The organism is Clostridium algoriphilum (genome assembly GCF_020443705.1).
GTDB classification, from domain to species: Bacteria; Bacillota; Clostridia; order Clostridiales; family Clostridiaceae; genus Clostridium_AD; species Clostridium_AD algoriphilum.
In genome coordinates, this window is sequence record NZ_JAIZZK010000028.1 from 1 (window position 1) to 24,462 (window position 24,462).

Below are 24,462 nucleotides of genomic sequence, written 5' to 3' on the forward strand. Positions count from 1 at the left end.
AACAAAACTGCATTGTATTTCTTCAAAGTATTTTTTCACTTTTCAACGTGCAATTAAAACCCTAATATTTACATTCCTGTTTTTTCATAAGTTAGTTAACACTATCTTAAATGCACTTCTAAGTAAAATAATAATTATACTTAGAAACATTTTCATTAAATATATTATAGGTTTTAATCCAGAATGCATACTTTCACCACGCTCTCTTTCTCGTACATTTATAGGGACTTCTTTTATCTTATAACCAAGCTTAATCATCTGAATTGAAACATCTGCATCTGGGTAATCAGGTGGATAATTTCCCATAATTGAATAATATTCATAAGTAGACCTAGACAGCGCTTTAAGACCACAGGTTGGGTCTGATATTTTTGTTCCGGTTGTCAATTTGATAATCAATCTTAACAAACCCATTACAAATAGCTTTAAACAGCCTAATTTTTGAGTAGTATTTCCTAAAAACCGAGATCCGCTTATAATGTCAGCTTTCCCCTTAGATATTTCCTCTTTCATAGTTATTAAATTTCTAGGATAATGCTGACCATCTGCATCAAACTGAATTACATATTTATAGTTATTATTCTTTGCATACTTAAATCCTGTTTGAAGAGCCGACCCATAACCTAAATTAAATGGATGTGATATTACATGTCCGCCAGCTTCTATTACCACCTCTTTTGTGTTATCCTTCGATCCATCATTAATAACTAAAACGTCTAATCCTAATTGAAGTTGTTCTATTTCCTTTAGAACCTTTGCAATATTTTCTGCCTCATTATAAGCTGGAATAATAACTAAACCATCTGTCATATCAAAAATCCCCCTAATCTAGATTACTTTTAAGCATCTTAAACTTATCACATACGCGCTAATACTTAATAAAGCTACTGCTCCAATATATGCAAGTTGTGAAATTAAGTTCATTCTAATAATATTTAAATTCCAAATTTGGAGTCCAAAAACACATATGACAATTAAAATCAAATTAGAAACAACACATTTTAGTAACTTTATTGTAATCTTATGAAAAGAATCTTTAATTTCAATTTTTATCAGAAGCAACATCAAAGTAGCGTTAATAATTGAACTAATTGCGGCCCCGTATCCAACACCTTTAATTCCTATTCTGCTAACAAGAAAGAAGTCTATAATAATATTTATAATTGAAGATATAATAAATATTAAAAGTGGAGTCTTTATCTCCTCTCTAGCTAAATATAGTTTCATGCATAGAGCTGAAATACTTAAACCAATTATTGCCAAACTATAACCTGCTAGTATTTCCGATGTGATTTTAAGTGACGAACTATCAAAAGCTCCCCTCAAAAATAGAATAGATATTATGGGATTTCTTAATATATAGAGAATAAATGTTACAGGCATGGTTAATATAAAAACCCACAATAATGCATTTTTAAAAACTTCTGCTAAAGATTTTAAATCACCCTCACTATTATGCTTTGCCATCCTAGGAAATAAAACTGTAGCAATAGCAGAAACAAATACCCATATTGGAAATTGTGATAATCTATATGCATAATTTAAAGCCGCAACACTTCCCCCTTGAAAAAACGAAGCTAAATAACGTTCATAATATAAAACAAATTGCGAAAGCAGTAAAATAGCGCAATATGGTATAAACAGTTTATATATCTCGCCTCTCTTCATTAGGTGTTTTTTATCCTTTCTCCTACTTGGTTTCTTCTCTTTAATAATCTTCCAATATAGAAGAATCACCATTGCTAAGACCGCAGCAACTACCGAGTAAGCAACTATAAAAAGCCCTTTACTCACAGGTATTTTGAAAAAAGCACAATAAACTATACCAAGTAAAAATATAAAATTATATAGAATCGCCGCCAAAGAACTGATAATAAATTTTCCTTTAACTTGAAGATATGAAATACCTGAAGTAACGATTGGATAAATTAAAATAATAGGTAACAAAATTATTAATAATTGTATAGAAATATTAATTGTCTCATTAGTAAATCCACTAGCTAATTTACTAATGATTTGATCTCTAAATATAAGTAACATCAGAAATGAAATTAAAGTTAAAATAAAATAACTTATATTTACTTTAATCAAATTATCATAAAGCTTGTATTCATCGTTGTCTGCATAGATTTTTGTAAAAAGTGGTACACAGCTTACGGCTATTGCATTAGCTATGAGATTATTACCCAACATGTCAGTTATAAAAAATGATAAGGTAAAAGCATCTGCATTAACAGTAGTCCCAAAATAAGAGGCCATAAACATATCTTTAAGTAGTGCAAGCACTGCTAGAATTATATTTATAACAACAATAATTACTACTAATTTAGAGTAATTAAAATTTTTCTTCAACTTAAGCCTCACTTTGCAAATTACTTTAATATTACTGCTTGATAATTACCTTCCTTAATTAATTCTCCTAATGTTATAAATTTAAAATTTTTCAAAACATTATCCAGTTTATTTAAAGTTCTCTTTAAATTATAGTAATGAGTAAACTTTATATGCATAGGTACTTTAAGCCTTGGTTGCCCTATATCAACCTCCCAAGGATGAGTATATATCATTCCAGGAGCTTTCCTATTCACCATTTTTAAAGCATACTTTATATATTCAATAGGGAAAGTTCTCAAATACAAACCTCCACAAAACGGTAAACAAGTATTGAAAATAGGAAGAACTGAGGGAGGAAACTCTAATATATTTAATTTTTTTCCGTCTATTATTGGATAAAAGGGTTGCATCGGCGCACGTTTAAATCCAGAAAGGGGGGTCTTAAAAGGTTGAATACTTGAATCACATATAAAACCCTCTTCCGCGAGTATCTCTAAAGCCCATATGGTTTTTGGGACAATTGACCAAGAGGAAGATCTGTATAACTTAACTTGGACTCCTGTAATATCTTCTAATATTTCTTTTGACATTGCTACGTCAACTCTAAATTCCTCTCTGCTTTGCGTAGTTACCATTCTGTGATTCGTTCCATGAGAACCAATTTCATGACCCTGGTTTACTATTTCTTTTATAAGTTCTGGATGTTTTTGGGCTACACATCCAAGCACAAAGAACGTTGCACGAACATTGTGTTTTGAGAGAACCTCCATTATTGATTTTAAGCCATATTCAATTCTATCCTCATAATTATCCCAAGTACTTTGTGGAAAATTAAAATCCATTGTATGATACCAATCTTCCACATCTATTGTAAAAACATTATTCATAATTACCACCTACCTTTTAAAAATTAATTTCCACATGTTTTTATCAAATAAGTATCTAAAACATGCAAGTATAAAACCGAGTGCTGGCAATGGATCCTCTCCCCAGATAATATCATCCTGAACTCCATATTTTTTTCCTGCAAGAAAAGGTGGGTCCATTTTTTTTCTGTCCTTATTACCTATAAAGTGAAGGATATCCCCTGGTAAAAGCCAACTGCACATGCAACCTGTTTTATATTTGAATACCTCTTCTACTTCATCTTCGACACTTAATTTATATAACATCCACGGAAAATCAACTCCTGCTGTTATTGCCATCTGAAGCGACCCCCAGAATCTCGGATTAATCTCCATAAATTTAAATTTATTATCCCCTTCATCTACAATAAATTCTAGCTCAACAACGCCCTTCCAAGGCAACTTTCTCATAATACGCAATGCATATTCAAGTACTTCCGGCGCCTCAACACTTTCTTGCATAGTACTTGGCCCTATGTCTATTGGAAAATGTCTTATTTCCTTTTGAACAAATTGAGCTTTTAACTTATTATCATTATCAAAAAGTAAGCATACATCATACCTGTCCCCTATTCCAATATACTCTTGGATAATTGGGAACTCATATACTCCATGTATTTCTTGATAATCCTTTATAAATTCCTCTTTATTGTTTACAATTCGTATTCCCCTTGAACCTGAACTAACTCTTGGTTTAATTACTAATGGAAACTTCATAGGTTCAATTAAACTGAGTAGATCACATAATTTCTTGGGATGAATGGTCTGGGGACAAGGTACTCCCACTTCCTCCGCAAGTTTTGTTGCATTACTTTTATCACAAGCGCGTAAATAGTTTTGCATAGTAGGTAATACAATGCTGCATATTTTTAGAAGTTCCTTCGAATTTTTCATTACTATTTCAAATACATCGTCATCCATTGGAACCATTACATCGCATTTATAGATTACTATAACTCTACATAACCAAGAATAATATTTATCTGGCTCTTTGCTAGCACTAGGACAAACCAAAACTTTATTGCAATATTTAGAAAAAGCTGAAGGATTAAACCTAGTTTCTTCAGCTACAATCACTTTTAAATTTCTTTTACCTAAGGACCTAACCACTGCTAGGGTTTTCCTTTGCTGACCATTAGTTAATAATACTGTTTTCATATCAATCCTACCCTTCAATTAACTCCCCCATATTTTACTCTGTATATCAGTACGTGTTAACTCCTGATGGATTCTATAAATTCTTATGTTTTTATCCTCGTAATAAATTGATAAATTAGAATGTGTGTTTTTATATTTAACCACCCAAGTCTGTAACTCTTGATCTTGGAGTTTTCTAAGTGGATAATTTATTTCCTTTGTAAATGTTGTTACAAATACATTTTTCTCTTGGTATAAGAATATATCCGGGGTCTTTACAAGAATATTTGTTCTCTTATCTATTAAATATTTAGCTTGCGGGTTAAAATAATTTAAGAAATCACCAATCATTAAATGATACCCTTTTCCCATTACCACTGCATAACCTTCCGATTGAGAAACAATCATCCAATCAGTAGGAACAAACTTTTCACTTATTTTTAAATACTGCTCCACATTGCTATTATATTCCATTTTATAAGGTATTATTGGCTTTGGTTTTAGGTAAAAAGCACAAAATAAAATAAAACCCATACATGAAATTAATGCAAGTGCATTTCTTATTTTAATGTTCTTTAATACGCTTATAACAACATAAAAAGCCATACCAATAATTAATGGTTCTGTTAAACACCAAAAATCTATAAACCTAGTTGCTACTATGGAATTTTGGGTGAAATACCCTCCTAAATAATATATTAAAAAAGATACTGAATTTAAAATTAGAATGAATACATATAAAATATTTTTTTCTAATTTTTTAAAGTTAAATAAAATATAAATAAGAGTTACAAATAGACAAACAAGTCCAATATAATCCATTTTTGATAATATATGAAATCCAAGGACACTAGCTTTTTCTGTAAGAAAACTCTGAGAGGATGTATTAAACTTCTTCTTTAATAACATACCTATACCCACAGGAACAATTCCGATAAACCCGCTAACAAAACCAATACCTATTACCAACCTAATTCGTCTCCAATATTTTTTAAAATTAATAAATATTGCTATTATTATTAAGGTTACTACACCTATAGCAATAAAAACATAAGATATAGTATGAACTAAGGCTGTAATTGATACCCCCGCAAAGGCAGTTATAAAATCTCTTTTTTTATTATCTTTTATATATTTTGCAAAGAAATATAGTGTTGGCAAAACAAATAAATATCCAAATTCCTGAGAATTTGTTGCTGCTTGCCTTTGCCAATCACTGTACATGAATGAAATTAAAATACCATATACAATGGATCCAACGATGCCTGACGTTTTATCATTAGTAATCCTAGATAATACAAAATATATTCCAAGGATTATAAACACACAATTTATAGGACCAATGTATCTAAGGACATATAAAGGATCTATAAATGCAAATTTCTGAAGCGTTGCTAAGTAAATATGAAACCCTTGAGGATAAATTCCATCTGGAAATAATATTCTATTATTTATAAATTTCATCCATTTTAGCGTAGTATAAGAGTCCGCCATTGCTGGTGCAGCATTAAAATAAGCATCATATAAGCGTAAATAAGTAGAGTATCCTAAAGCAATAAGGAGCATAACTACATTCCACGCTACGAATTTATTCTTAAAACTATTAACGAAATCTTTATGAATCTTGCTGAACTTAACCTTAACTAAATTTATTAAGTCGACTTTTATATTTTTCACTTTATCGACATAATCGAACATTAATTCGATGAACTTTAATAACCTTGCCTTTATTTTTATTTTTTCATTTCTTCTTAAGTATGAATGAATAAAAATTCCGAGTAAAATCAAAGATATACCTAAAAATTCATAAAGCTTAACAACTACTAATAAATATCCTACTAAAATAAATAAAAAAACCATTAAAATATAATTTGATATTATGTCTTCAAGCTTTGTTTCATAACTCCGTTTTAATACTATTTTAGGGTAAAGCATAAATAATAGATAAAAAGCTAATATTAGATGTATTATATTATATAAATGATTTGGTAAACTTGAATACATCTGTAACCCCCTTAAGATGAAGCATAAAGATAATAGTCCAAGTTATTTAAAACCTTAACTACACAATAACAAGTTGCAATGCAGAAGAAAACTGCTCCTATTAGTAGTCCCAAAGCAGCAAAATAGTAATGAAACCACCTGCTTAACAGAAAACCAACAAAGAAATTGATGAGTACAGAATAAGCCATCGCCTTTGTAACTAATTTAGGCTGAGATAATGAAAATAAAATTACAACATTAGAAAGTGCAACTGACAAAATCGAGTAGGCTATAAGGCCCACAATAAATACAAAATATGTTACATTATTAAATACAAATTTTGAATTTGTTAAAAGGGAAGAATCGTTATTTAAATATCTTACAATCAGAAATACAAATATTGAACTTAATATAGCCGAAATTGATACAAGAATAACATTTCTAATATAAAAGTTTAGGTACTTTTTATTTATGATCGTTCCTTGATCATTAAAACTATTTTTCTGTGCAACTTCTAATTTCTCCATTAATCTACTTACCGTAACTTCAACCATCCCCATAGGTATCAAAAGCATTAGTAAAGCAAAATCCAAACCTAATTCATAATCTCCTCTAAACCAAATTATATAGGGCATATAATCACCAGTAGTAGACCAAGCTATTACTCTATCAATAAACAAGAAACTAAAGTACAAAAAACCATAGTAAAAGTATGGGGCTAAACTATAAATCATTACTGACTTTCTTGGTAGAGCTGGCGCAATTCCCTTTTCCATCTTTTTTTCATCCTTATTAAAAAAGTAATTTATTAAAATAAAACTTAGAATAGATATAATAAATAATGATATTATTTGTGAAACTATTATATTTAGCTTTAAAATCTTAAATAAAATAAATACTATAAGGATTCCAAAAGACAATAACGCTGTAAATGTAAATTCTCTTTTTAATATATAAGTAATTGTGATAATAAGCCAATTAGAACATAGAAATATATAATAAAAAGATGCTACAATAATCATTCTATAAGGAAGATACCCAAAAAAGGAATTAAATAAAATTAATATTAAAGCAACAGCAAAAGTGGTTACATATCCAACTCTAACAAAATAATAGGTAATTCTTTTAGCCATGTTATAAAAATCCTGACTTATATAATAAAAACCTCGCCTTGCTATTACCTGAGTAAAACCTCCAATAGTTACGAAACTTAATATTGTTCCTATAGCTATACTAGTTGCGAGCTCTGTACTTGAATTCTCATAAGACCATAAAGAAAATCTTAATGTAAGCATACTAATTACTGAAATAGTCATTGGAAGCGCAAAAATCAAACCGCGAAGAAAACTCTTAATTATTAGAACCATGTTACTACGCACACTAGTTTTCTTTTCTTCCATAAAAGGCTGAAGATAAGCTTTGTTATTTATCATGTCCCATAGTATTTTAGAAAGTTCAAATATATCTAATACACCAAAAGACTTAGAAGCGCTACTATCATTCCAACCCAAAGACTCTAGAATAGCTGCAATCTCATAATAATCTTCTGGATTAATTGTCTTTTCCATTACTTCATTTAATAACGTTTTTATATTAGAATTTTCAAATTGTTGATTCACTACTATGTTTTTATCCATGATTATTCTGATTCTTCAGGAAATATCATATTTAATATTAGTTCTGATAATTTTCCTTGTTTATCAGCAATATTTATCAATTTTTCTGTAATCAATGAGTTTTTACTAGCAATAACTATACCTTTACTATCCATCAAATCCGCTCCTACTATCTTACCTACTAAATATTTAAAACGTATATTTTCAATTCTATTTTCTAAAGTTTTATTTGCTTTTTCTTTCACTTGTTCAGAAACTACTGTAACATCTCCATTTTCTACTTTTTCTTTATCATTAATGTTTTTATTAGTCTCTTCTTTTATTTGCGGCTCATAGTAACTATCAGAATTTATTTTTTCAAAATCAACTCCCCAAAAATTTAATTTTGGATCAACTTCGTTAATTTCTTCTTCTATATCTTTCCTCTCAGATAATTCTTTTAAATTACCATCCATGCTACATCACTCCTTTCCTACCTGCATATTCTTTTTCTCTTATTACTTCAATTATTAGCTTAGTCCTTCCAACCTCATTCAAACACATATCATAATTACCTAATTGGTTATAAGCCTCTGCAATTTTAGTAAGTATAAAAGGTACAGCAACTGATTCAAAATCTTCCTGAAGAGCAACTTTCAATTGCGTTATCGCTTCTTGAACAAAACCATTATCCAAAAGAGCTAATCCTTTTTCCATGGATAATGTCCCTTTTTTTCTTTTTATGTTAAATTTAACAGGCTCAATATTATTTCTTTTGACACTGCTAGTATCTAAAACTAATTTTAAGTAGTTTTTGAAATATAATTGCTGAAACCTTTTGATTGTAAAAAGGTTTAATGCTCGATTCTTGGCATCTTCACTTAAGCTTGCTCTTAACTCAGTATTCAAAAGTAGTTTATTAATAGCTATTGCTAATTTTTCTGGGCTTCTAGGTGTTACCACAATACCAGCATCACCAATGGCTTCTTTAATCCCCCCTACATCAGTAGCGACTACTGCCTTTCCAGACATCATAGCCTCAACTACTGAATATGGGAATGCCTCTGATATGCTGGATAGTACAACAATATCTCCAGAATGGTATGCCTTTGAAACATCCGTTGTATGCCCCATAAAAATAAAACTATCGCCGAGCCTCAACTGTTCTTTAACTTTAATACATTCTTCATAATATTCTTGAACTGATATAGACCCATATACAACAAACTTAACATTAGGAATTTCTTTTTTTACAAGTGCAGCTGCATTTAATAATGTAATTATATCTTTAAGAGGATCTATTCGTGCTACTGATATCACTGTAGGATTTGTTCTTTTGCTCTCATTCCCTTTATTAACCAAAAAGCTTTCATCCACGCCATTATAAATTACATTAATTTTATCTCTAGTTATACCAAATCTTTGTTCCCACCTTGTATTATAATCACATACCGGAGAAACCTGATCGGCATAATGATAGTTCAAATTTACTACAGAGTGAATCATCCTTATCAGAAAAGTATTAAGAAAAGAAGAATATCCTCTCTTTGATAAAGATAAATACTGTTCTCTCAAATATACTCCATGCTCCGTTAAAATAAACGGAGCACCATACATTAACTTTGCTAATACACATGGTATTCCACAAAAGGCTGCTGCAGCTGAATGAGTTACATCAACAAAGGGAATTGGGGTATTCAAAATTGTCATAAATCTGTATATCCAACTAAGACTATTAATAAGAGAATAGCTTCCCGGATAATGGATTTTACTATTATCTGTTTGGGAATATTTAAGAATTATTTCTTTATACTTTTCCCAAGTTATCTCAGATTTAAAACTCCTTTTGTACTCATATACTTGAAAATATTTATATAAATCACATAAAATTCTCCCGAATTTTTCAGAATCTTTTCCATCATTTAAAATTTCTTCAATCATTTCCACAAATAAAGGTAAAAATTTTTCTCTTATTACTTCATCTGTAGTCCTCATATTAGATTTATATATTTCAGAGAAAGGTGTATTCAAATGCTCACTTGGCTCCTCAGTTCCCCAAAGCGGCACCTTTATTAATTCTGCATTATTAGGTAAATTAAACTTTTGAGTAACATAAGGATTCATCATTATGCTATAAACTACAAAATCGATGTCTTTTTCTAAGTTATTTATTAATAAATCACACCAGGTACTGACGCCTCCATTGTGAAAAGGATAGGTGCCTTCAGTTGTCATCATTACTTTCATTTTATCGTTCATTATCTCATCCCTATCTAAGTATTAATATCCAAAAATTAACCATTACAATTTATTATATGTAATTATATATACTCTTGTGCTACTTTAATGTTTGTTATCAAACTAACAAATTCTTTTGAAATAATTTACTTTATATTCACAAAAAAATATCCATAGTTAAAACACTTTTTCAAAATGTCTATTCTATAGATATTAGTTTATATTGACGTGATTTTTTTGTTCATTGCTATAGTAATTACCATAGTTACTATTATATTTCATTTATAAAACATGCTTCTAAAACAAAGTTCACTTCGCCTTGGATCTTTAAAATTAATTAAAACTTTATCCGTTATATATTGTAGGCATCCCAGAATCGCATTCATCAAACTAAACACAGAAACCACACTAATAATAATTTTCTTTTCATAATTAAACCTTCTTAAAATTAAAAATATTATTAGCATTAACTCAACATCCAAATATATTAATAAATATAAGGAATACGACTGCGCAGAATACATATATAAAAACACAGGCTCGAGTAGCATGTAGCTGTTAATTAGAGTTAAACAAATAATCATAATTACGATTCTTTTATCACTACTTTTTTTCATAAAATTCTTTTTATACATAATGAAAAATATGTATATATAAATTAAAAGTATTATTGAAAATAAACCAATTTCAATATGGTAAGAACCTCTATCTAATATATTAGTCAATATTAAAAAGAATGCTTCATCTATCCTCTTACTTATTTTAAGAAAAGCAATTAATAATTCTTTAGGGCTCTGATAACTCTGAGCACCTCCACAATATACAACAACAAATTTTTTATCTATTTTAAATTCATCTCTTATTTTTGATCTCTCATCTATATCAAATCTACTTTTATCAACATCTATGCAGGTTGGAATTATAGAAACACTGCAATTAATAATGTACCTACTTTTTAGATACTCTTCTAATTTTTTAGAAACACAAAACACATAATCCGAATCTTTACATACATTGGATTGGATACTATTTATATAAATCATTAAAAACTTTAATAATATCTTATATAGAATGCCTTTGTCTTTATGCCTCAATAAGTACTCATCAATAACTGCTCCCCGAAAATCTGAAATTACTCTAATATTAAAAGAATTTTCTAACTTTCTTCTTACCTTTAACCCAATCAGACTGCCAAAGATGCCTCTACAATGAATAATTATCTTTTCATTTATTTGGCTTTCTTCATCTATTACTGCAATTGTCTCTTTTATTAATCTTTTATTTATTATAAAAAGTAATCATAATGATATATCCTTTCTACTATCTATTTCTGGGAGCTTAAGTAAACTCTTATAGATATTTTGAAGATCGTTAATATAATCCTTAATGCCATAGTTAAGTCTTAAATTATTATAAGCATTTTCTACAATTTGCCTTACTTCATCCTCATTTTCATAAACGTATTCCATAGACTTCATTAAAAGCTGAGGGCTCCTTTCTTCTATCAATATTCCATTATAATTATTCTTTATTAACTCAGGTATCCCACCAATGGATGTAGAAATAACGATCTTTTTCATGGCCATAGCTTCTAATATAGTTAATGGAAGTCCTTCCCTTTTAGACGGTAATATAAAAGAATCATATATATTTAGCCAATTGTAAACATCCTTCCTATATCCCTTAAAATAAATTTTTGTAGATAAATCATGTTCTTTTGCGAGGTTTATTAATTTTTCTTTTTCTACGCCTTCTCCAACTATAATTAATATTGAATTAGGATATCTCTCTTGAAATAAATTAAAACTTTCTAGGAGCAAATCTATGCCTTTTAAACTAATTAATCTTCCAATATACCCAAATACATATTTATCTTTTGGTATATTATTTATAGCTTTAAAATCTTCAAATGGTATAACATTAAATTTATTAATCTCAGAAAAGTTAAAACTATTAGGCAAAGCAATAATCTTTTCCTTATTACATTTTCGATTATAAGCACAATAAAATTCTTTAACTTTTATTGAACAGGCTAAAGATAAACTATAACTGCTTCTAAATAAGCCATCAATAATTTTTAAGATAGATCTATTTTTTAACCATTCATATTCAACATGAATATGAGATATTACAGCAATATTTAAATTGATACTTGCGAGTTTTGCAGCTATGGATGCACGAACATCATGTGCATGTATTAGATCTATCTTTTCATTCTTTAATAACTTTCTTAGTTTTAATATTTCTTTTATATTTAAATTACTTATATTAATATTAAAAGATTCAATGGCCTCTTTCTCAAAATAGCCCCTTACTTCATCTCCTGCACAAACTATTATAGGATTAAAGATATCCTTATCTAAATTTGTGCATATATCTAATGCCACTTTTTCAGCTCCATTTAGTGTTTTAGTTGATAATAGATGTAGTACTTTATAAATCATTACATAACCGTCCTCACCAGTATATTTTATTGTTTGACTCGTATAAATCTATATATTTTATAACCATTTGCTTTTGATCATATTCTTCAATTATATTTTTTCTTTGAATTTAATATCAAACATTATATTGATTGATGTTATAAATTTAATTGCTTTTATACATTCTTCTAAGTCATTCACCAAGTACCCATTAACATTATTATTAATAACATCTTATTACCAATGACGTTTGTTACTATTACTGCTTTCCCTAAATACATTGCCTCAAGCAGTGAAATAGATAAACCTTCCCAAAGTGACGTTAATATAAATATATCTATATCCATAAGCTCTCTTATAACTTCTTTTCTATCTGACCACCCTGTAACTTGTATATTATCGGCTTTTAATTTATCCTTAAGCTCCCCATCGCCTACCCATACAAAATCATACTGTGAAAAATACTCTGCAATGTTATTAAATAACTCCGGGTTCTTTTGATAACAAATTCACCCTTAGAACACCCTATGATATATCCACCTAATCTACTTGCGAATTTTTCTAATGCATAAAACATTGTTCTTTTAAGTTTGGATTCGTTTTGTTGAAGAAATGAGAAACCATGTGGATTATAAAAAACTTTTTCCATATTAAATTTATTAGCGTAATATGCAATCCTTCCTAGAAAGCCAGCAATAGACGAATGTAGATGAATTATATCCGGATTTTCTTTTTTTAAAATCTTCTTCAATTGGACTAAAGACCACCTTAAACTCATGTAGCGTTGTAACCAATGGATCACTAACTATGGCCCTTCGCTCTATTAATATGCTACATATGTCCACAGCGGGACTAATCCAATCGTCATTTGAAAAATTCTTCATTGCAAGTCCCATAACAGCTATCTTTGAACCTTTAAGTTCTTTTCCTGATTGCTTTAGTAATTCTTCTGTTTTATTAACAATAAACTCTGGTATCAAAGCATTTTTCTCTCTAGCAAGTTTTAGAAGTTCCATACTTAACCCTAATTCTTTAGTTTTTGGCGCTAGATAGTGGTAAGCATTCGGAATAAAATATCCTCCTACCCCCGCTCCTGGCATCAATAGATTTACCCTCTTATGCGTATTTGCTAATTTAATTACTTCAAAGATAACCATGCCTAAAGCTTCTGTAAATCTAGCAAATTCCTGTGACATAGCTATATTAACGTCTCTTTGAATGTTTTCAAATACTTTTGAAGTTTCAACTTCTTTCATGCTACTAGCTGGAATTATTTTAGCTTTGCAAACTACCTTTATCAGTTCTATTGCTCTCCTTAAACTCTCATTGTTAATTGCTCAAACTACTGTAGTCATATTTTTAAACTCACTAAATGCACTACCTTCAGCTATTTATTGTTACACTCACTAACTGCTTTCGTAGCATCTGTCGTAGCGGTGTATCTTCCTTCCTCAAGCTGCATAATAGCTTGTCCCCATATATTCCATATTTCTTTATTTCCCTGGAAATTACTGGTCTTGGTCCAACAACACTCATATCCCCTTTAATAATGTTCATTAATTGTGGTAGTTCATCTAAACTTGATTCTCTAAGAAATTTACCTAACTTAGTTATTCTTGGATCATTCTCAAATTTAAAATTTTCTTCAAATTCCTTTTTCATTAAGTCTGGCATATCCTTTAATATTTGCTGCGCATTAGTTACAATAGTTCTGTATTTATAAATCTTTATTATCTTTCCATCCTTGCCTAAGCGTTCATGCGCAAAGAATATCGTCCCTTTAGAATCTAATTTTACAAGAATCCCAATTATTAAATAAAGAGGTGAAAGCAGCATAATTCCAGCTACAGAACTTATTACATCGAAACACCTTTTTGCAAATCTATATATATAATTTGATTGTTCCTTTTTTCTTAAATATTTTATATCCATTAAATTTTCCATATTCCTCATAGATATCCTCCCTGTTTCAGCTTAATAAACCCTACTAAATTATCTATAAAATTAAAGGCCCAATCTAATAAATTAGATTGGGCCGGTTTCACCATTGTCTCCGTGTACTCGACGGTGACCAAATCAGAGTACACATCATAAACTTCCCACTTGAAATAAGATTATATTATTATTGCTATAAAATAATAAAACTCCATTCAATAGATTTCTCTATAAAAAAGGAGTGGGTTCACTACTAGCTCCACATATTCAAAGTGACCAATAAAGAATATGGTTCATTGCTTCCAAGTATTTTATTGTGTTATACCAGTATCTTATGTTAGGTTTCAGCACTTGTGACATAATGTTTTTAAGGGCTAATTTCTTCATTATACAGATAATCATTTTATTAATTCATTAAAATTAAATATTAAAATAATTAATATTCGTTTTAATTAAGTTAATATTAATCACAATAAAAATTAAATTATTTAATCACACTATTGATTTATTCAAAGTATGGTATTATAATAAAAATATATAAAAGGAGAGATTGATCATGGGTTATAGAGTTATAAGCAAATGTCCTATATGTAGTTCAAAACTAAAGATTACTAAACTTAAATGTAATAAATGTGGTACTGTCATTGAGAATGAATTTGAGTTTTCTAAGTTTGAATGCTTAGCAGAAGAACATCTTAATTTTATGGAAGTCTTTTTAAAATGTAGGGGTAATATTAAAGATGTGGAAAAAGAACTCGGCATCTCCTATCCGACTGTAAGAGCTAAGCTAGATGAGGTAGTTTCTGCCCTTGGTTATACAGAAGTGAAAAAATCAACAGTGAATAGCAAAGAAATTATTGATATGCTTGAAAAAGGTGAAATATCAGCTGAGCAAGCTGTAAATATGATGAAAAACAATTAAAATTTGAAAGGATGGATTAGGAATGAAAGAAGAAGTTAAAAGAATTTTAAAAATGGTAGAAGAGGGTAAAATAGATGTAGATAAAGCTAGTGAACTTATTGACGCTATTAACAAATCCGCTAATGCACAACCAATAATTACAGCAAAAAATCTAGACAAGATGCTAAAGGTTAGAGTTCTATCCGCTACAAAGGACACTGTAAATGTGAATGTTCCAGTGAAATTCTTAAAAGCTATAGGAAATGCTGTTAACAATATTAAGATACCAGGTATTTCAGATGAAGACGGAATAGATATAAAAATGATTATGGAAGCTATTGATTCAGGTCTTGAAGGTAAAATAGTAGAAGTAAAAAGTGGTAATGGAGATATAATTGAGGTTTCTATAGAATAACATTATTTAATTGAATGACAAAAGTAGGCTTAAGCCGCCCAATATATTAATGAAAGGAAGATTGAGAGTTGAAGATATATGTAAAGCTTAATAATGGTCGAACTCTGAAAATACCTGCACCACTAGGCCTTGTAAAAGCAGCTATCAGACTTTGTGGCTTTGGATTATTAGTTTCCAGAAGATTTATTCCAGAAAGTCACCTCCAATATATTGATTGTGTTGATTTCAAACAACTTAGCAGAAGCATTGATGTATTAAGAGCTTATAAAGGATTAAAAATTGTGGACGTAAAGGTTGGGGATGGACCAGATGTAACAATAATTATGTAGCGATTATGCCTATGAAACTTATGCCCTCTGCTTATTAATGAGTACATTCGAGCTTTGACCACTGTACTCATTAATCTATTTTACACGGTTTAATTATGTTTTACTTTTGTTATTCTTTCAATATATTTAATTGCTCCATCTGTGTGTACCTGGGCACTACTAAAAATTTTTTCTAACCTTTTTTTAGTTTCTTTATCTTCTGACGTTTTTGATATTACAATGTTTTTCACTTTTTCTTTATAGGAACTAAATAACATTAAATTATCAAAATCCGTTTTAGGGAATCCATAACCTATAAAATCTAATTCTTCAGCATTATCTATATAATATTTCATCTTTTTCCATAAAAGTTTATAGAAATTACCTGCAAAGTATTTATGCTTAGTATTGGACATTGGAACAAAAAACGGTACATCCTCAATAAAAATATTAGTATCACTTTGTCCGAGTGATATAACATCATCAATATCTGCATTGTCTGATTTACTCATACTAAACCAATTAAAAGATCCATGAAGTTTTAAAAGTTCTATCTTTTTCTCATTAAGATCTCCAGAATCAGTTTTTATTTCTTCTTGATACGGATCTTCATTTAATTTTATACCGTACTTTACTACAAATCTGCCACGTTCGCATAAATTTTTACAAATCTTTTCAATGAACAAATCATAGTTGAATGTAACAAGTAGTATGTTCTCTTTATCACAATAATATAAAAACTTTCCCATAATGTCCATTTTATCTGCATCAGGCTCACAATCTTTCATTTCAGTATATATGTGTTTTAACATTTCTTTTCTTAAAGAATAAAATTCTATATCTTCTTTATCATTAAAAAATATTTCTCTTGATAATATATAACTAACACAGTTTTCTACATCAAAATAGTCACGTAGTTTTGCTTTTGCCCCCATCACAAAACTTTTGAGCAAACTAGTTTCTTCCATATTCTCGAGTAAATCTTTAATTAATGGCATCGAACTACATAATGATTTTGAAAATCCTGCTCCAAGAACAATAACCTTTTTATATTTTCTCATTTATACATAACCCCATTTTTATTGATATTATCATTATACTTTACCCCTAATTATATGTATATATTTCTAATTTATTATAATTAAATTCACAACCATATAGCATAAACATAAAACTGCCATGAACTGCTATTGCAATCCATGGCTTTCTTAAAATACATGACTTTCCTGAACTACATCAAAGCCATATATTCTATCAACTATTTTACTATTAGAGTCATACTTTATAAGCTTAAACGACATATATATGTCCCCTGAAGCACCTAATAAATTAAGAAAGAATATCATACCACCTAGCCACAAAGGTAGAAATAAGGTCAATATAGACATTACTGCCAGTGGTGATAAAAGTATAATTAGAAATTTAACACGATCTATTGGCATCTCTGATATCTCTTGCGTATATGCATAAATCCCTTTAAATCCATACTTAACCTTGCCACCAAAAGCTTTATATACAAGTCCATGTATACCCTCATGAACAATAGATATTGGAATCATGAGAAGTAACACATATATGTAAAAATTAACGATTAGATTTTTAGTTGGATAAAAAATAAATGGTTTTATAATAAAATTTTCTACTATGTCACTTGCGATACTCCCCAGGAGCTGTGCAATTGCAAAAGCTACTAACGTACATATTACATGTGTTTTCCACGTAATTTTAAAAGACATGCCATCACCTCATTTAGAAGTATTGACATGTCTTTGGGTTGTTAAACTGATTTTTTCTAATTAAAGAGAATTATGAATTAAGCTTGAAGGCATTACACATTATTCTCATTATCTTTTTTAAACTGTTATATCTTTATAAGTTCGTTATATATCTAGTAACTGTTTTAGTTGTTCCATCATTAAATGTTACTATGACTGTAACATTTAAACTTTTGACGGAACTATCATGAAATGTTACTTTTCCATTACTATCAATACTTACATGTTTACTGACAGGAATACTCCATGTTATTTGTTTTACTCCTGTGGACACTGTTGCAAGATTGCCACCCGGATTTAAATAACAACTAAGCTGAAAACTCCCTTTATCTATAATAGTATTTGTAATATATATACTGGTTGCTTTAGGTATAACAGTAATATTCTTTGTATTAGTTACCTTTGAACCGTCATTTGTTGTTACAGTAACTACAACAATTAAATCTGAATTTGTTGTTTTTACAGTTAACAACCCTGTATTTTGATCAATTACTGCTATTGAATTAGGTTGGTCAATTGACCAAGTTACAGTTGGATCTGCAGCATCCACTGGTGTTATACTATTTACCCTCATTTGAAGGGTTCCACCATCATTGAAAATGCAACTATAATCAGAATCAATTGTCAACGCCGTTACTTTTTGGGGCGATAAGTCTGCCGCTGCCGTTATCACTGTGTAATTTGTGCTAACTCCACTTCCATCCTGTGCAGTTGCAGTTACTATAATACTTTTTCCTGTATCATTTGTAACCGTTTTTAACAAACCATTTCTATCTATCGTAGCTAAAGTACTGTCATTTACAGACCAAGTTACTGTTTTAATAGACGAATCAGTTGGTGTCAAGTTACTTGTAAGCTGCAACATCCCACCATTAATTGATATACTATTTGAACCTAGTGGTGCCGTTATACTTATTGCTTGTACAGGCTTAGCATTAATATTGGTAATATTAGGTTCAGTTGTATACGAAATTACTGCCCCAGTCGCATTAACCAAAGCATAATCACCTATATTCAATAATAATATTGAAGAACCTAATTGGAATGTCTGATTTTTTAAAGTCTCTTGAATATTAAAATATACAGTTTTGGAATTTTGAATATGAAATTGCAATGTAGCAGTAATATTATTTGAAGTGTCTCCTAATATATTTGTTGTTTCACCATTGTCATGTTGCTTAAGTATTCCTTTATCAACATAAATATATTTTTTACTAGGATCCGGAGTGTCAGGAAACGCTGGTAATATCACTGCATTACTACTGTACCTAAGTTCTTTTGTTATATAATTAGCCATAAGTCTGATATTTGATTGTATGTCTGATTTTTCAGAACCATTATTAAAAGATTTGCTACCAAAGTCCCCAATAGAATAAGCCATCATTAATACAATTCCAATTATTGCCATAGTCACAATTAATTCAATAAGTGTAAATCCACCCTTAAAATCTAATTCTTTTTTATCATTACTCAATTAGACCCACCTCCCTTTAAGTAAAACAGATCACGCTTTGTTAGTTGGTAATAAAGGTAGTTAATATCTTAGTTATTCTCCCATAAGTATATCTTACATCAATCTGACGTCCACTTATTACAAAAATATTAGGACTCCCTGGAAAGATCAAACTAATATTGCTAGTACCGGGGGCCGTGGTTGTTACATTACTAGGTAGATCTTCTAAATCGTTAATGTTACTTTCTATTTGACTTTGTGCTGTATAATGATCAAAACTTTTTTTACCTGAATTTGAGATGCCAACTATACCACTTGTGAACATTGTGAGAAAAGCTGTAGTTACTATAGCCAATATAGCTATTGAAATAATGAGCTCTATTAATGTAAAACCTTTTTCATTCTGCAAATAATTTTTATATTTACTCATTTTCTCAACCTCTTTTTCATTACTTAACTCCATTTTATTGAGTAACTTGAAATTTGTTGTTTAGATGAACCAGGAAAGTTAGGATCTGTGATAGGTATTTTCTCTAAACTGTTGAAAGCATTATCAGTTAATATTGTTGTATTATTTTGAAAATAATACCATTGTGAATTATATTCTATTCGACCCCATTTTACAGTTTTATCAATTTGATCAGCTCTAGTTACCCCAGCTGATGGTAGAACCTGCAAAATCAAACGTCCATCATTACTACCATTCCTATTAGTATCTATTGTAGTATTAAAAATTACCATACCTGCATTTAATGTTAATGGATATTTAAAGTTCCAAATATCAGTTGTGAAGTTTATTGTATCTGCTTGGTAATCTACAAGCCCATGAACAAGCTTTAATCCTGGATTGCTAACCAATACAGTTACTCCCCTATCCCCAGTTGTATGATTACCTACACTTGCTTGCCCACTTTTTGAGTCATACCATTTTAAACTGTCTCCAGAAACTGTAGGACCTGGAGTATACGTAATCTCAGTGATAACAGTTGTAATGGTAACAGTTGTTGTTTGTATAACGTTTCCAACATTACCCACAGAAGTGATTATGGTAGTAACACCGTCTGGCTTTGTTATTATAACATCGAATTTGCCAATCATATTTGATGACTCAACATTGACAAATTGGTTTAAATTATTTAAATAGATAGTGCTGCAACTTCCATTTGGTTTATTATTACTCGTAGCATTTTTCCATGCACTTAAAGTTGCTTCTGCACCTGAACGTGCAAGGTAATGAGCTTGTATTCTTTTATCTTCATAAGATGCTTGCTTTGTTTGTGAAAGGCTAATATTTAATATGGTCGCACCAAGTATAGTCATAACAGCCATAACCATAATAACAACAATCAGGGCAGACCCCTTATTTTTTTTTGGTATCATAAGTTATGTCTCCTTTCAAAACATATTAACAATAAAGTCACCTCAAAGTTCTAACTATTTCTATTCACTTACTAATATAATTAATGTAATTTCTAACAACCGAAATATCACCTTTTTCTTTTAGTATATTCACCCTCGGTTTATTTTTATCATCACCTGAAATGTTCACAACAACAGTTTTATCAGTATCATTTGTAATTTTAATATTTACTCCTGATAAATCTGAACTTGAGCCTCTTTTTTGTGAAACCATATCTAGAACTATATTTCCTCCATTAGGTACAAATTCAATAGAATTATTAAAATTTTTGGGATATGATTCTATACTTGTTTTATATTTATAATAATACTTAGATCCAATTTTCGTGAAATAAAACTCTACTAACTCTATTCCTGCATTGTTTGCATAAATATATGATTTCATTGACTCTTCTTTTGCCTTTTTAATTATTATAGTGTGCAAATTATTAGATATTTTAGGTTTTGCATACAAATTAAAGTCACTTTTAACTTCAACTTTTGCCACCTTACTTGCACTTTTTGTTACCGTGTTTACACTTTTTGTTACCGTGTTTACACTTGTTGAGACCGTGTTTGCAACTTTATTTGTTACTACTGCACTGTTAACCTGTATTGAAGAAGATGACCCAACAAAGGGATTCCCATTGCCACTAGGTGCTTTATAATCCCACTTAAAGTCATCTTTATTATTAAGTTTAGGAACGCCATAAAAATCTAATAAAAGAGTTCCTGATATATTGCTACCCTGAGCTCCGGTTATATTTATATTATTAATAACTATCTTTTCATTATAATTTTCTACTTTCTCTATAAAACTTATAAGTTCATCGTACGTACCCTTAAAGTTAAGTGTAACTTCCATTTTATATGCACCAATAAGCTTTGAGTTATTAGTGCTCGTACCAGTATTCGCAGTAGAATTACTGGTGTTTGTGTTTACACTAGTAGAATCTTTTGTAGAAGTACCATTAAAGTCGCCTACTAACTTGTCCAATTCATTGGTAGCATTTGTACTATTGACCACATTATTTGCAGTTTTGCTCGCATCTACGGTCGTTGCATTTTCACTACTTACTTCTGAGAACCCTAATACGTCTGTTTGAATATTACTTTCTTTAATCATTTTGTCTAAAATAACTATGATTTCTTCCTGTTTAATTGATGGAAACAGCATATCTGTTTTACTAAGTATTTTAGAATTTAAAATTTTGTTCTGTTCAATTTTTTGATCTTTTGATGCAATTTTTGCTTTAACTTGCTCCCATTTTTGTGAAGATGTATCTCTACTCGCTTTTAATTCAGTTATCTGTTGATTTTGTTTTATGTAAATAAATTGGTAAAACCCATAGCCTAATAAAACTAATAATAAAGCTCCTATTAACATTTGTTCCCTTTTAGTTACTTTCATAATTATCAACTTCCTTTAGAATACAATTAGCACTAAAAGTTAAAATTTTATTGTCTGTAGAAGATGAATTTATGCTTGTAATATTAACTTCTTTTATAATATCTAAATTTTTCAAACTGCGCTCAAATACTGCTATAGATTCTCTATCTTTTGCTTCAGCTTGAAGTTGCACTCCACTCGCATTCAAAGTCATCACTTTAAAATACAAGCCTTTAGGAACGCAGGAATTTATTTCATTTATTGCTTTGTTACCTACAAAATTATTATCATTAAGACCATCGCTAATATTTGAAACTATACCGTAATACTGATTCATTATTGCCAACTTTTTATCCTCATTTTCTATTTCTTTTAATTCAACAATATTTTCTTTCGAATTTAAATTTTGCTGTGTATACTTAATTTCAGAATTTAACTCCCTTATATTAAAATAATTAAAGACGTATGTAAACGTAATGAATAAGACTAAACCTATAGATAATACAACAGCATAAAAATATTCTTTTTTAAAATCTTTTCTACTTCCTATATAAGGATCAAAAAAGTTTAAATCGTTCATAAGTTTCACCTACCTTAGTCTTATTATCGCTCCAATAGCGTTTAAATATATGCTCGATTTTACATCTATTTTAGAACATTTTACATTACTTAAGTTCTGTATTTGAGTAACAGGTAAGTTCATTGTGTCTTTTATATATGTTTCTATACCTTTAAGACTTGAACTTCCTCCGTAAATATATATTTTATCTATTTTATTTCCTTGTTCTTTACTTTTATAATAATTAAGCAATTTTTCTATTTCTTGAATCCAATTTCTTACTTGTGCTTTTGCAATATCGTTCACTATTGAACTCTGCTTATCACTTAAAGATTCTCTCTCTAAATTACAACATTTAAGCTTTTGATTCTCTGCTTCTTCTTCTGAAATAGATAACTGTTTAGAAATATCTATATCTATATGAGCGCCACCATAATTAATAATTCTAGTAAACTGCACATTTCCATCTGAAATAATATTTACATTTGTAAAATCATATCCTAAATCTATAACTGCAACAGTATCTTCTAAACTGTAATTTTCATCGTTAACTTTTACACCTTCTATAAATAACTTATTAATGCTATTTGAACTTATATCTAATGCTACTGCATTACCCTTTAATTCCTTTATTAAATTATAATATCCCTCCGCCATAATTTTAGGATACACCACTACTGTAACCTTAGCTTGTTTTATACCCTCGTCTTCAAACTCTTCTAATACTGTATATTGCGTTATATAATCATCAAACACAATTGGTAAATATCTTTCCATCTGGAACTTAATAATAGCATCCATGTCTTCCTTTTTAGCTATGGGAACATCAATGTCTCTATTTATAACTGATGTGCTTTTTGTAGTGATTATAATATTTCTACATTTTATATTTTCAACTTGCAAAACATCTAAAATTTCACTTTTTAACTTAGTTATATCTATAATATTTCCATCATTATAACAACCTTCTGGAGTAATCATCGTGATAGCTTTTTCTATAATAACATTTTTTTTACTTTGGCTTCCTAGAACTATTTTTGTATTTTTTGAACCTATATCTAAAGATAAGACTTTTGAGTTGAACATTAATAGTCACCTCTTTTTTTAGTTTATTTAGTTGAGATATTTAATAGGAACTTCCAGTTATTGTACTTACCCTGAGGTAGTAACCATAACTGGAAGTTCTTGTTTTCTACCCAGATTCATTACAGATTTTATTTATCCTGAGTAATAATTGCTGCTGATCCTTTTGTTCTATTAGCAGTATAAGTTATTCCATTTATTAATTCTGTTAGAACGAAACCACCATCCACACCATATGTTAATGTTTTAGTATTAGGAGAAGTAGCTGGGTCAACACCTGCCATTTTTAAAACTTGATCTGAAGAACCAGCGGTAATAGTAAGTGCACTTGTAACTGCAGTAATAGTACCCGTTGGAGCTTCAGTTAATATTGACTCAATAGCTGTGGTAATTTGGTGTGAATCAGTAACCACTTGAGTTCTTCTTGCTTTATCTTGAAAACCAGATAATTTAGGAACTGCAATCAATGCCAATATCCCTATAATCGCAATAACAACAATAAGCTCAATCAACGTAAACCCCTTTTTTTTCTTTTTCTTAATTACATCCATTTTCATTAAATTCATTTCCATTAATAATTCCCCCTAATAAATTAGATTTTAAATATATAATAACGACTTAACTACAAAA

26 protein-coding genes and 1 riboswitch are annotated in these 24,462 nt (G+C 29.5%); of the genes, 3 read left to right on the plus strand and 23 right to left on the minus strand.

Translation table 11 applies throughout. From position 1 onward, the window contains the following. Window positions 1-84: 84 nt before the first annotated feature. The 14 genes from LGK95_RS17020 to LGK95_RS17085 all read right to left on the minus strand — a co-directional run bounded on the left by LGK95_RS17020 (window position 85) and on the right by LGK95_RS17085 (window position 14,568). Window positions 85-810 carry a glycosyltransferase family 2 protein gene (locus LGK95_RS17020; protein ID WP_226126070.1) on the minus strand — a complete coding sequence of 242 codons (726 nt, stop codon included), beginning with the start codon at window positions 808-810 and terminating at the stop codon, window positions 85-87. Window positions 811-828: 18 nt separating this feature from the next. Continuing rightward, window positions 829-2,352, minus strand: a complete 1,524-nt coding sequence (gene murJ, locus LGK95_RS17025) for a murein biosynthesis integral membrane protein MurJ (RefSeq protein ID WP_226126072.1) — start codon at window positions 2,350-2,352, stop codon at window positions 829-831. A gap of 20 nt (window positions 2,353-2,372) precedes the next feature. Then, a complete protein-coding gene (locus tag LGK95_RS17030; protein WP_226126073.1) occupies window positions 2,373-3,221 on the minus strand; it encodes a polysaccharide deacetylase family protein in 849 nt (282 codons plus the stop codon). Window positions 3,222-3,230: 9 nt separating this feature from the next. Beyond that, the gene (locus LGK95_RS17035) at window positions 3,231-4,415 is read right to left on the minus strand and encodes a carboxylate--amine ligase (protein WP_226126074.1); all 1,185 of its coding nucleotides are present in this window, start codon (window positions 4,413-4,415) and stop codon (window positions 3,231-3,233) included. Further along, window positions 4,416-6,380 carry a glycosyltransferase family protein gene (locus tag LGK95_RS17040; RefSeq protein ID WP_226126076.1) on the minus strand — a complete coding sequence of 655 codons (1,965 nt, stop codon included), beginning with the start codon at window positions 6,378-6,380 and terminating at the stop codon, window positions 4,416-4,418. 11 nt (window positions 6,381-6,391) lie between these two features. After that, window positions 6,392-7,996: a hypothetical protein gene (locus LGK95_RS17045; protein ID WP_226126078.1), complete on the minus strand. Its 1,605-nt coding sequence runs from the start codon at window positions 7,994-7,996 to the stop codon at window positions 6,392-6,394. A 2-nt stretch (window positions 7,997-7,998) separates the two neighbouring features. Next, window positions 7,999-8,430 carry a hypothetical protein gene (locus LGK95_RS17050; RefSeq protein ID WP_226126080.1) on the minus strand — a complete coding sequence of 144 codons (432 nt, stop codon included), beginning with the start codon at window positions 8,428-8,430 and terminating at the stop codon, window positions 7,999-8,001. 1 nt (window position 8,431) lies between these two features. Further along, window positions 8,432-10,213, minus strand: a complete 1,782-nt coding sequence (pelF, locus tag LGK95_RS17055; protein WP_226126081.1) for a GT4 family glycosyltransferase PelF — start codon at window positions 10,211-10,213, stop codon at window positions 8,432-8,434. A 257-nt stretch (window positions 10,214-10,470) separates the two neighbouring features. Continuing rightward, the gene (locus LGK95_RS17060) at window positions 10,471-11,286 is read right to left on the minus strand and encodes a glycosyltransferase family protein (protein ID WP_226126083.1); all 816 of its coding nucleotides are present in this window, start codon (window positions 11,284-11,286) and stop codon (window positions 10,471-10,473) included. 204 nt (window positions 11,287-11,490) lie between these two features. Then, window positions 11,491-12,636, minus strand: coding sequence for a glycosyltransferase (locus LGK95_RS17065; protein WP_226126084.1), 1,146 nt, complete (start codon window positions 12,634-12,636; stop codon window positions 11,491-11,493). 176 nt (window positions 12,637-12,812) lie between these two features. Further along, window positions 12,813-13,124: a glycosyltransferase gene (locus tag LGK95_RS17070; protein WP_319001938.1), complete on the minus strand. Its 312-nt coding sequence runs from the start codon at window positions 13,122-13,124 to the stop codon at window positions 12,813-12,815. Continuing rightward, entirely contained in the window at window positions 13,049-13,393 is a 345-nt protein-coding gene (locus LGK95_RS17075; RefSeq protein ID WP_226126086.1) for a glycosyltransferase, read from the minus strand. Before LGK95_RS17075 ends, LGK95_RS17070 begins: the two co-directional genes overlap by 76 nt. Beyond that, window positions 13,275-13,871 carry a nucleotide sugar dehydrogenase gene (locus tag LGK95_RS17080; protein WP_226126088.1) on the minus strand — a complete coding sequence of 199 codons (597 nt, stop codon included), beginning with the start codon at window positions 13,869-13,871 and terminating at the stop codon, window positions 13,275-13,277. Before LGK95_RS17080 ends, LGK95_RS17075 begins: the two co-directional genes overlap by 119 nt. A 127-nt stretch (window positions 13,872-13,998) precedes the next feature. Next, window positions 13,999-14,568 (minus strand): sugar transferase, encoded by a 570-nt coding sequence (locus LGK95_RS17085; RefSeq protein ID WP_226126089.1) that lies wholly within the window; start codon window positions 14,566-14,568, stop codon window positions 13,999-14,001. Between the two features lie 71 nt (window positions 14,569-14,639). Further along, a riboswitch (cyclic di-GMP riboswitch) is annotated at window positions 14,640-14,723 on the minus strand. A 383-nt stretch (window positions 14,724-15,106) separates the two neighbouring features. On the opposite strand from LGK95_RS17085, the gene LGK95_RS17090 reads away from it, so the two are divergent. The 3 genes from LGK95_RS17090 to LGK95_RS17100 all read left to right on the plus strand — a co-directional run bounded on the left by LGK95_RS17090 (window position 15,107) and on the right by LGK95_RS17100 (window position 16,195). Then, entirely contained in the window at window positions 15,107-15,472 is a 366-nt protein-coding gene (locus tag LGK95_RS17090) for a DUF2089 domain-containing protein (RefSeq protein WP_226126091.1), read from the plus strand. Between the two features lie 22 nt (window positions 15,473-15,494). Beyond that, a complete protein-coding gene (locus LGK95_RS17095; protein ID WP_226126093.1) occupies window positions 15,495-15,866 on the plus strand; it encodes an SHOCT-like domain-containing protein in 372 nt (123 codons plus the stop codon). A 68-nt stretch (window positions 15,867-15,934) separates the two neighbouring features. Continuing rightward, complete coding sequence (locus LGK95_RS17100; RefSeq protein ID WP_226126094.1) at window positions 15,935-16,195, plus strand: hypothetical protein; 261 nt, start codon at window positions 15,935-15,937, stop codon at window positions 16,193-16,195. Between the two features lie 89 nt (window positions 16,196-16,284). Here LGK95_RS17100 and LGK95_RS17105 read toward each other — a convergent pair whose 3' ends face one another. The 9 genes from LGK95_RS17105 to LGK95_RS22695 form a co-directional block, all read right to left on the minus strand. Further along, complete coding sequence (locus LGK95_RS17105; RefSeq protein ID WP_226126100.1) at window positions 16,285-17,235, minus strand: SIR2 family protein; 951 nt, start codon at window positions 17,233-17,235, stop codon at window positions 16,285-16,287. A gap of 147 nt (window positions 17,236-17,382) precedes the next feature. After that, window positions 17,383-17,910, minus strand: coding sequence for a DUF3267 domain-containing protein (locus LGK95_RS17110; RefSeq protein WP_226126102.1), 528 nt, complete (start codon window positions 17,908-17,910; stop codon window positions 17,383-17,385). 133 nt (window positions 17,911-18,043) lie between these two features. Next, complete coding sequence (locus LGK95_RS17115) at window positions 18,044-19,423, minus strand: Ig-like domain-containing protein (protein WP_226126104.1); 1,380 nt, start codon at window positions 19,421-19,423, stop codon at window positions 18,044-18,046. Between the two features lie 40 nt (window positions 19,424-19,463). Further along, complete coding sequence (locus LGK95_RS17120) at window positions 19,464-19,832, minus strand: prepilin-type N-terminal cleavage/methylation domain-containing protein (protein WP_226126105.1); 369 nt, start codon at window positions 19,830-19,832, stop codon at window positions 19,464-19,466. A gap of 23 nt (window positions 19,833-19,855) precedes the next feature. After that, window positions 19,856-20,782 carry a PilX N-terminal domain-containing pilus assembly protein gene (locus LGK95_RS17125; protein WP_226126110.1) on the minus strand — a complete coding sequence of 309 codons (927 nt, stop codon included), beginning with the start codon at window positions 20,780-20,782 and terminating at the stop codon, window positions 19,856-19,858. A 64-nt stretch (window positions 20,783-20,846) separates the two neighbouring features. Then, window positions 20,847-22,211: a hypothetical protein gene (locus LGK95_RS17130; RefSeq protein ID WP_226126111.1), complete on the minus strand. Its 1,365-nt coding sequence runs from the start codon at window positions 22,209-22,211 to the stop codon at window positions 20,847-20,849. After that, entirely contained in the window at window positions 22,198-22,770 is a 573-nt protein-coding gene (locus LGK95_RS17135; protein WP_226126113.1) for a PilN domain-containing protein, read from the minus strand. Before LGK95_RS17135 ends, LGK95_RS17130 begins: the two co-directional genes overlap by 14 nt. 9 nt (window positions 22,771-22,779) lie before the next feature. Continuing rightward, entirely contained in the window at window positions 22,780-23,835 is a 1,056-nt protein-coding gene (pilM, locus tag LGK95_RS17140) for a pilus assembly protein PilM (RefSeq protein ID WP_226126119.1), read from the minus strand. Between the two features lie 128 nt (window positions 23,836-23,963). Further along, entirely contained in the window at window positions 23,964-24,404 is a 441-nt protein-coding gene (locus tag LGK95_RS22695; protein ID WP_319001937.1) for a type II secretion system protein, read from the minus strand. Window positions 24,405-24,462 lie beyond the last annotated feature (58 nt).